The 5690-nt window shown below is 69.2% G+C and carries 4 protein-coding genes; 1 reads left to right on the top strand and 3 read right to left on the bottom strand.

From position 1 onward, the window contains the following. The 3 genes from kdpB to kdpF all read right to left on the bottom strand — a co-directional run. Window positions 1-1601, bottom strand: a 1601-nt coding sequence (gene kdpB / locus ACWEVN_RS46055; protein ID WP_452055480.1) for a potassium-transporting ATPase subunit KdpB, incomplete at its 3' end; no start/stop codon positions are given. Next, window positions 1598-3259 carry a potassium-transporting ATPase subunit KdpA gene (gene kdpA / locus ACWEVN_RS46060; protein ID WP_452055481.1) on the bottom strand — a complete coding sequence of 554 codons (1662 nt, stop codon included), beginning with the start codon at window positions 3257-3259 and terminating at the stop codon, window positions 1598-1600. The genes kdpA and kdpB, both read right to left, overlap by 4 nt. Then, window positions 3259-3360, bottom strand: a complete 102-nt coding sequence (gene kdpF, locus ACWEVN_RS46065; RefSeq protein ID WP_191310381.1) for a K(+)-transporting ATPase subunit F — start codon at window positions 3358-3360, stop codon at window positions 3259-3261. Before kdpF ends, kdpA begins: the two co-directional genes overlap by 1 nt. A gap of 397 nt (window positions 3361-3757) precedes the next feature. Between kdpF and asnB the strand changes: the two genes are divergently transcribed. Continuing rightward, complete coding sequence (gene asnB / locus ACWEVN_RS46070; RefSeq protein ID WP_452055482.1) at window positions 3758-5599, top strand: asparagine synthase (glutamine-hydrolyzing); 1842 nt, start codon at window positions 3758-3760, stop codon at window positions 5597-5599. Window positions 5600-5690: the final 91 nt, after the last annotated feature.

Consider the following 5690-nt stretch of genomic DNA (forward strand, 5'->3'; position numbering starts at 1 on the left):
TCGAGGAAAGCCGGCTTGCCGTAGGAGGCGAGTGCCATGACCTTGTACTCGTCGCCGGTCATCGCGACCAGCCGGCCGCCCTCCTGCTCCTGCTTGATGAGCGCCATCTTGTCTTCGGGCTTGGCTTCGGCGAGGAAGTCGTCGACGCCGGCGTCCGCGGCGATGGCCTTGGCGGTGAGCGGGTTGTCGCCGGTGATCATCACCGTCTTGATGCCCATCGAGCGCAGCTCTTCGAACCGTTCCTTCATGCCCGGCTTGACGACGTCGGACAGCCGGATCACGCCGCGCACCACCGTGTCCTCGGCGACGACCAGCGGCGTGCCGCCCTGGGCGCTGATCTCGTCGACGACCCGCTCGGTCTCGTCGGGGAACTCGCCGCCGTTGTCGCGCACCCACGCCCGCACGGCGCTCGCCGCGCCCTTGCGGATCCGGCGGGTGCCGATGTCGATGCCGCTCATCCGGGTCTGCGCGGTGAAGGGGACGAACTCGCCCCGCTCGTCCCGGTCCGCGTGGTCCTCGGTGAGGTCGACGACGCTGCGGCCCTCGGGGGTCTCGTCGGCCAGGCTGGCCAATCGGGCGGCCCGCGCGAGCTCGTCCGGGGTGGACGTGCCGACCGGGATCAGCTCGGTGGCGCGGCGGTTGCCGAAGGTGATCGTGCCGGTCTTGTCGAGCAGCAGCGTCGAGACGTCGCCCGCGGCCTCGACCGCGCGGCCGCTGGTCGCCAGGACGTTGCGCTGCACCAGGCGGTCCATGCCCGCGATGCCGATCGCGCTCAGCAGCGCGCCGATCGTCGTGGGGATCAGGCACACCAGGAGCGCGGTCAGCACGATCACCGACTGCTCGGAGCCCGAGTAGCGGGCCATCGGCTGCAGCGCGACGACGGCGAGCAGGAAGATGATCGTCAGCGTCGAGAGCAGGATCGTCAAGGCGATCTCGTTCGGCGTCTTCTGCCGGGAAGCGCCTTCCACCAAAGCAATCATGCGGTCCACAAAGGACTCACCGGGCTTGGTGGTGATCTTCACGACGATCCGGTCGCTCAGCACGGTCGTGCCACCGGTGACGGCCGATCGGTCGCCGCCGGACTCGCGGATGACCGGGGCCGACTCGCCGGTGATGGCCGACTCGTCGACGGTCGCGATGCCCTCGACGACGTCGCCGTCGCCCGGGATCACCTGGCCCGCCTCGACCACGACCAGGTCGCCGACCCGCAGCTCGACGCCGGGCACCTGCTCCTCGGAGCCGGACTCGGTGAGCCGGCGGGCGACGGTCTCCTTCTTCGACCGCCGCAGGCTTTCGGCCTGGGCCTTGCCACGGCCTTCCGCGACGGCCTCGGCGAGGTTCGCGAAGAGGACCGTGAACCACAGCCAGACGGCGATCAGGATGGTGAACACGCTCGGGTCGGTGACGGCGAAGACCGTGGTGAGCGCGGAACCCACCCAGACCACGAACATCACCGGGTTGCCGAGCTGGTGCTTCGGGTTGAGCTTCCGGAACGCCTCCGGCAGCGACGTCCAGAGCTGGCGCGGGCTGAAGACGCCGGCGCCGACCCGGCCCGGGGGTTCGGCGGGGGTCACCCGGGGTCGTTCTTCGGTGACGGTCATGCGAGTGCCTCCGCGATGGGCCCGAGCGCGAGCGCCGGGATGAACGTGAGGGCCGCGACGAGCACCACCGTGCCGGTGAGCAGGGTGGCGAACAGCGGCCCGGTGGTCGGCAGGGTGCCCGCGGTCTCGGGCACCTTGCGCTGGGCGGCCAAGGAACCGGCCAGGCAGAGCACGGCGAGGATCGGCACGAACCGGCCGAACGCCATCGCGACGGCGAACGAGGACTGGAACCAGTCGCTGGTCGCGGTCAGGCCGCCGAACGCGCTGCCGTTGTTGTTGCCGGTCGAGGCGTAGCCGTAGAGGATCTCGGACAGCCCGTGCGCGCCGGAGTTGCCGAGCGCGCCCGCGGTTCCCGGCAGCAGCAGGGCGATCCCGGAGCCGAGGAGCACGACGGTCGGCATCGCCAGCATGGCGATCGCGGCGCAGGTGACCTCGCGCTTGCCGAGCTTCTTGCCCAGGTACTCCGGCGTGCGCCCGACCATCAGCCCGGCCAGGAACATCGCGATGATGGCCAGCACGAGGATGCCGTAGAGGCCGGTGCCGACGCCGCCGGGCGAGATCTCGCCGTAGAGCATGTTCAGCAGCGGCCCGCCGCCGCCGAGCCCCGAAAGACTGTCGTGGGCGCCGTTGACCGCGCCGGTCGACGTGCCGGTGGTGGTGTCGGCGAAGATCGACGTCAGGCCGATGCCGAACCGCTGTTCCTTGCCTTCCATGCTCGCGCCCGCGGCCAGCGCGGCCGGGTTGTTCGCCTTGGCCTCGGAGAACCAGATGAGCGCCAGCGAAGCCGCCCACAGCAGGCCCATCACGCTCAGCAGGACGTACCCCTGGCGGCGGTTGCCGACCAGCGTGCCGAACGCGCGGGTCAGGCTGACCGGGATCACCAGGATGAGGAACAGCTCGACGAGGTTCGTCCAGGCGTTGGGGTTCTCGAAGGGGTGCGCGGAGTTGGCGTTGAGGATGCCACCGCCGTTGGTGCCCAGTTCCTTGATCGCCTCCTGGCTCGCGGCCGGGGCCAGCGCGAGGGTGCTGTGGCTGCCGTCCGGGTTCGTCACGGCGACGCCGGCCTTGAGGCTCTGCACCACGCCGAGCGCGACCAGGACCAGGGCGAACACGAACGCCATCGGCAGCAGCACGCGAACCGTGCCGCGGGTCAGGTCGACCCAGAAGTTGCCGAGCCGGTCGGTCTTCGCGCGGACGAAGCCCCGGGTCACCGCGATCGCCACGGCCAGGCCGACCGCCGCCGACAGGAAGTTCTGCACGGTCAGCCCGGCCATCTGCACGAAGTGACCCATCGTCGTCTCGGGGACGTAGGACTGCCAGTTCGTGTTGGTGACGAACGAGATCGCCGTGTTGAAGGCGACGCCCGGGCTCACCGCGCCGCGGCCGAGGTTCCACGGCAGCAGCGGCTGCAGGCGCTGCAGCAGGTAGAGCAGGACGACCGAGACGAACGAGAAGCCGAGCACGCCCGCGGCGTAGGTCGGCCACCGCTGCTCGGCGTCGGGGTCGACGCGGAAGAGCCGGTAGAGGCCCTTTTCGAGCTTCAGGTGCTTCCCGGTGGAGAAGACCCGCGCCAGGTAGTCGCCGAGCGGCCGGTAGACCGCGGCGAGAGCGGCGAGCAGGAGACCGAGCTGGATGAGCCCGGCCGTGGTGTCGGACATCAGAATTTCTCCGGCCTGATCAGCGCGACGAACAGGTAGACGAGGAGGCCGAGCGCGAGCAGGCCGCCCACGACGTTGGCCAGGGTTCCGGCGCCGCTCACAGCTTCTCCAAGCCGCGCAGCACCAGCGCCAGCACCACGAAAACGCCGATCAGCAGAACGGCGTAGAGCAAGTCGGCCACAGGCACCTCTCAGGACGGGTCACCGGGTTCGGTGACCGGGGACGACGTCACTGTGCGGTCCTGGGAGGCCCTTCCGGAGGCCGGCTGATGGCGCCTTGACGCGTTCCTGACGCGCATTTACGCCGCCTTGACGGCCGGTGGCGGCGGTCACGCAAGCGTTTGCCCGGTTCTCACCGCAGGTAGTCGGCCAGTGACAAGTGACACACCGAGTGATCGAACAAGTGCGGAACGTGCAATTCGGGCAGACAAGATCTACGGGGCGTGTTACACCTGGGTTACCGATAGTTGTATCAGCTAAGCAATCTCCGGGAGGGGCTATGTGCGGTATCGCCGGCTGGGTTTCCTACGAGGCCGACCTCACCCGCCGCCAGGAAGTCGTCGACGCGATGACCGCGACCATGTCGTGCCGCGGCCCGGACGACGAGGGCACCTGGGTGCGCCGGCACGTCGCGCTCGGCCACCGGCGGCTGGCCATCATCGACCTGCCCGGCGGCCGGCAGCCGATGTCGGTGTCCACACCGAACGGCGCGGTGGCGATGGTTTACAGCGGTGAGGCCTACAACTTCACCGAGCTCAAGGAAGAGCTGACCAAGCTCGGCCACAAGTGGGAGACCGACAGCGACACCGAAGTCGTGCTGCACGGCTACCTGCAGTGGGGCGACGCGGTCGTCGACCACCTCAACGGCATGTACGCCTTCGCGATCTGGGACGAGCGCGACGACCGGCTCGTCATGATCCGCGACCGGATGGGCATCAAGCCGTTCTACTACTACCCGACCCGTGACGGCGTCCTGTTCGGCTCCGAGCCGAAGGCCATCCTCGCCAACCCGCTGGCCAAGAAGGTCGTCGACCTCGACGGCTTCCGCGAGCTGGCCGGCTTCACCAAGCGGCCGGGCTGGTCGCTGTGGAAGGACATGGAAGAGGTCCAGCCGGGCACGATCGTCACCGTGTCCCGCGAGGGCATCAAGACCCGCACCTACTGGAAGCTGGACGCGAAGCAGCACACCGACGACCAGGAGACCACGGTCGCCCGCGTGCGCGAGCTGATGACCGACATCGTCAACCGCCAGCTCGTCGCCGACGTCCCGCGGTGCGTGCTGCTGTCGGGCGGCCTGGACTCCAGCGCCGTCACCGGCCTCGCGGCCGCCCGGCTGGCCGAGCAGGGCGAGCAGCTGCGGACGTTCTCCGTCGACTTCTTCGGTCAGGAGGAGAACTTCAAGCCGGACGAGATGCGCGACACGGCGGACTCGCCGTTCGTGCGGGACGTCGCCCAGCTGGTGAACTCCGCGCACGAGGACGTCATGCTCAACCCGGGCGACCTGACCGACCCCGAGGTCCGGCGCGCCGTGCTGCGGGCCCGGGACATCCCGGCCGGCCTCGGCGACATGGACACGTCGCTGTACCTGCTGTTCAAGGCGATCCGCGGCCAGTCGACGGTGGCCCTGTCGGGCGAGTCGGCGGACGAGGTGTTCGGCGGCTACCGCTGGTTCCACGACGAGAAGGCGGTCAACGCGGACACGTTCCCGTGGCTGGCGTTCCGGACGTCGATGATGGACGAGCGGGCGTCGCTGTACACACCGGAACTGGTGAAGAGCCTGGACGTCGAGTCCTACATCGCGGACCAGTACCAGTCCGCCGTCGCTTCGGTCGAGCACCTGGACGGCGAGTCTCCGCAGGAGGCGCGGATGCGGACCATCTGCAACCTGCACCTCACCCGGTTCGTGCGGATGCTGCTGGACCGCAAGGACCGCGCGTCGATGGCGGTGGGCCTGGAGGTCCGCGTGCCGTTCTGCGACCACCGGCTGGTCGAGTACGTGTACAACACGCCGTGGTCGCTGAAGACGTTCGACGGCCGCGAGAAGAGCCTCCTGCGGCACGCGACCAAGCACGTCCTGCCGGAGTCGGTGGCCCAGCGGGTGAAGAGCCCGTACCCGTCGACGCAGGACCCGGGTTACGCGGCGGCGTTGCAGCAGCAGGTCAAGGAGGTGCTGGCCGAGCCGAAGCACGAGGTGTTCGGCCTGGTGGACCGCGCCTGGGCGCACCGGGCGTCCGAAGTGGACCCGGCGACCATGGACCCGGCCATGCGCATCGGCCTGGACCGGGTGCTCGACCTGTACCACTGGATCGAGATGTACACCCCGGAGCTGCAGCTCGGCTGACGCTCGCCACCGGCCGGGGGGGTGTGTGTGGGGTGTGGTTGTGTTTTTCGGATTCAAAAAACACAAAAGACGACTGAGGGGTGGACAACCA

The sequence above is a fragment of the Amycolatopsis sp. NPDC003861 genome (genome assembly GCF_053605405.1).

Excerpts from the sequence above, each read along its gene's own strand:
- kdpA (WP_452055481.1), bottom strand. The coding sequence starts at position 3,259 with ATGTCCGACACCACGGCCGGGCTCATCCAGCTCGGTCTCCTGCTCGCC.
- asnB (WP_452055482.1), top strand. The coding sequence starts at position 3,758 with ATGTGCGGTATCGCCGGCTGGGTTTCCTACGAGGCCGACCTCACCCGC.